Source organism: Lacticaseibacillus hegangensis (assembly GCF_003946465.1).
Lineage (GTDB): Bacteria > Bacillota > Bacilli > Lactobacillales > Lactobacillaceae > Lacticaseibacillus > Lacticaseibacillus hegangensis.
Genome location: NZ_RHOL01000061.1, coordinates 1 through 3,351, shown reverse-complemented (window position 1 = coordinate 3,351; position 3,351 = coordinate 1). Strand labels below are relative to the sequence as shown.

Below are 3,351 nucleotides of genomic sequence, written 5' to 3'. Positions count from 1 at the left end.
TTTGTTCTTTGAAAACTGGATATCATTGTTTTATAGAAATGCCGAGAACACAGCGTATTTGTATGAGTTTCTAAAAGAAATTCGAATCGCGAAACCGATCGAGTTAATCGATCAAGGTTAAGTTACAAAGGGCGCACGGTGGATGCCTTGGCACTAGGAGCCGATGAAGGACGTGACTAACGACGATATGCTTCGGGGAGCTGTACGTAAGCTTTGATCCGGAGATTTCCGAATGGGGGAACCCAGCCACCTTTGGTGGTTATCATTGAGTGAATACATAGCTTAATGAAGGCAAACGCAGGGAACTGAAACATCTAAGTACCTGCAGGAAGAGAAAGCAATTGCGATTCCCATAGTAGCGGCGAGCGAAGTGGGAACAGCCCAAACCAAAGTGCTTGCACTTTGGGGTTGTAGGACCAAACATTGGAGTTACCAAAGTGAGTGATAGACGAAGTCAGTTGGAAAGCTGCGCGAGACAAGGTGAAAGCCCTGTAGTCAAAATCGCTCACCCTCCGTTTGGGATCCTGAGTACGGCGGAACACGTGAAATTCCGTCGGAATCCGGGTGGACCATCACCCAAGGCTAAATACTCCCTAGTGACCGATAGTGAACCAGTACCGTGAGGGAAAGGTGAAAAGCACCCCGGAAGGGGAGTGAAATAGTTCCTGAAACCGTGTGCCTACAATTAGTTGGAGCCCGTTAATGGGTGACAGCGTGCCTTTTGTAGAATGAACCGGCGAGTTACGCTAGCATGCGAGGTTAAGGTGAAAAGCCGGAGCCGCAGCGAAAGCGAGTCTGAATAGGGCGACTAAGTATGTTGGTGTAGACCCGAAACCAAGTGACCTACCCATGACCAGGTTGAAGGTGTGGTAAAACGCACTGGAGGACCGAACCCGTGTATGTTGAAAAATGCTGGGATGAGTTGTGGGTAGCGGTGAAATTCCAAACGAACTTGGAGATAGCTGGTTCTCTCCGAAATAGCTTTAGGGCTAGCCTCGGAGGATGGATATTGGAGGTAGAGCACTGTTTGGACTAGGGGCCCGTCATGGGTTACTGAATTCAGATAAACTCCGAATACCAATTATCTTACTCCGGGAGTCAGACGGTGAGCGATAAGGTCCATCGTCGAAAGGGGAACAGCCCAGATCACCAGTTAAGGTCCCTAAATTTATGCTAAGTGGAAAAGGATGTGGCGTTGCACAGACAACTAGGATGTTGGCTCAGAAGCAGCCATCATTTAAAGAGTGCGTAATAGCTCACTAGTCGAGTGACCCTGCGCCGAAAATATACCGGGGCTAAGCATAATACCGAAACTGTGGATGCGTCCGTAAGGACGTGTGGTAGGAGAGCGTTCCAAGGGCGTTGAAGGTCGACCGTGAGGACGGCTGGAGCGCTTGGAAGTGAGAATGCCGGCATGAGTAGCGAAAGATCGGTGAGAATCCGATCCACCGTATGACTAAGGTTTTCTGGGGAAGGCTCGTCCTCCCAGAGTTAGTCGGGACCTAAGGCGAGGCCGAGAGGCGTAGTCGATGGCAAACAGGTTGAGATTCCTGTACTGATCTATTTTGTTTGACCGATGGCGGGACGCAGGAGGTTAAGTCAAGCACACGGCTGGAAATGTGTGTCCAAGCACTGAGTCTTGAAGCGAGTGAAATGCTTACTTCTCTAAGGACAAGGTGTGATGGGGAGCGAAATTTAAGTAGCGAAGTGACTGATATCACACTGCCGAGAAAAGCGTCTAGGGAGAAATAGATCACCCGTACCGCAAACCGACACAGGTAGTCGAGGCGAGTAGCCTCAGGTGAGCGAGCGAACTCTCGTTAAGGAACTCGGCAAAATGACCCCGTAACTTCGGAAGAAGGGGTGCTGCACGCAAGTGCAGCCGCAGTGAATAGGCCCAAACAACTGTTTATCAAAAACACAGGTCTCTGCTAAATCGTAAGATGACGTATAGGGGCTGACACCTGCCCGGTGCTGGAAGGTTAAGAGGATGAGTTAGCGTAAGCGAAGCCCAGAATTGAAGCCCCAGTAAACGGCGGCCGTAACTATAACGGTCCTAAGGTAGCGAAATTCCTTGTCGGGTAAGTTCCGACCCGCACGAAAGGTGTAATGATTTGGGCACTGTCTCAACGAGAGACTCGGTGAAATTATAGTACCCGTGAAGATGCGGGTTACCCGCGACAGGACGGAAAGACCCCATGGAGCTTTACTGTAGCTTGATATTGAGTGTTTGTACCGCTTGTACAGGATAGGTAGGAGCCGTAGAGGCCGGAACGCTAGTTTCGGCAGAGGCGTTGGTGGGATACTACCCTTGCTGTATGAACACTCTAACCTGCGCCACTCAGCGTGGCGGGAGACAGTGTCAGGTGGGCAGTTTGACTGGGGCGGTCGCCTCCTAAAATGTAACGGAGGCGCCCAAAGGTTCCCTCAGAATGGTTGGAAATCATTCGCAGAGTGTAAAGGTATAAGGGAGCTTGACTGCGAGACTGACAAGTCGAGCAGGGACGAAAGTCGGGCTTAGTGATCCGGTGGTTCCGTATGGAAGGGCCATCGCTCAACGGATAAAAGCTACCCTGGGGATAACAGGCTTATCTTCCCCAAGAGTCCACATCGACGGGAAGGTTTGGCACCTCGATGTCGGCTCATCGCATCCTGGGGCTGTAGTCGGTCCCAAGGGTTGGGCTGTTCGCCCATTAAAGCGGTACGCGAGCTGGGTTCAGAACGTCGTGAGACAGTTCGGTCCCTATCCGTCGCGGGCGCAGGAAATTTGAGAGGAGCTGTCCTTAGTACGAGAGGACCGGGATGGACGTTCCGCTGGTGTACCAGTTGTGCCGCCAGGCGCATCGCTGGGTAGCTATGAACGGACGGGATAAACGCTGAAAGCATCTAAGTGTGAAGCCCCCCTCGAGATGAGATTTCCCATTCCTATATGGAAGTAAGACCCCTGAGAGATGATCAGGTAGATAGGCTGGAAGTGGAAGTGCAGCGATGCATGGAGCGGACCAGTACTAATCGGTCGAGGACTTAACCAAGTACAGTGCGCAGCTTTGGCGATTTTAGGCCAATGGCTAGCCTAGCTTGGGACTTTGCCGGCGCAGCCGGTGAAGGCCAAAGCGTAGCTAGACACTTGGCCGTTGCCAAAGCGGAGCACGACTAGCGAAGCAAATACGGTTCAAAGCATTTAAAACAATGATAGCCAGTTTTGAGAGCGCAAAGCCCTCAGTTAAATAAGTGCGGTGGCGATAGCGAGAAGGATACACCTGTTCCCATGCCGAACACAGAAGTTAAGCTTCTCTACGCCGAGAGTAGTTGGTGGGTGACTGCCTGCGAGGGTAGGAAGCTGCCGCGCTT

2 rRNA genes are annotated in these 3,351 nt (G+C 51.5%); both read left to right on the top strand.

Features of this window, described 5'->3' with window-relative positions:
* Positions 1 to 115: 115 nt before the first annotated feature.
* Positions 116 to 3,032: ribosomal RNA gene (locus EKM86_RS12190) — 23S ribosomal RNA — on the top strand.
* 200 nt (positions 3,033 to 3,232) lie between these two features.
* A 5S ribosomal RNA gene (rrf, locus tag EKM86_RS12185) occupies positions 3,233 to 3,349 on the top strand.
* Positions 3,350 to 3,351: the final 2 nt, after the last annotated feature.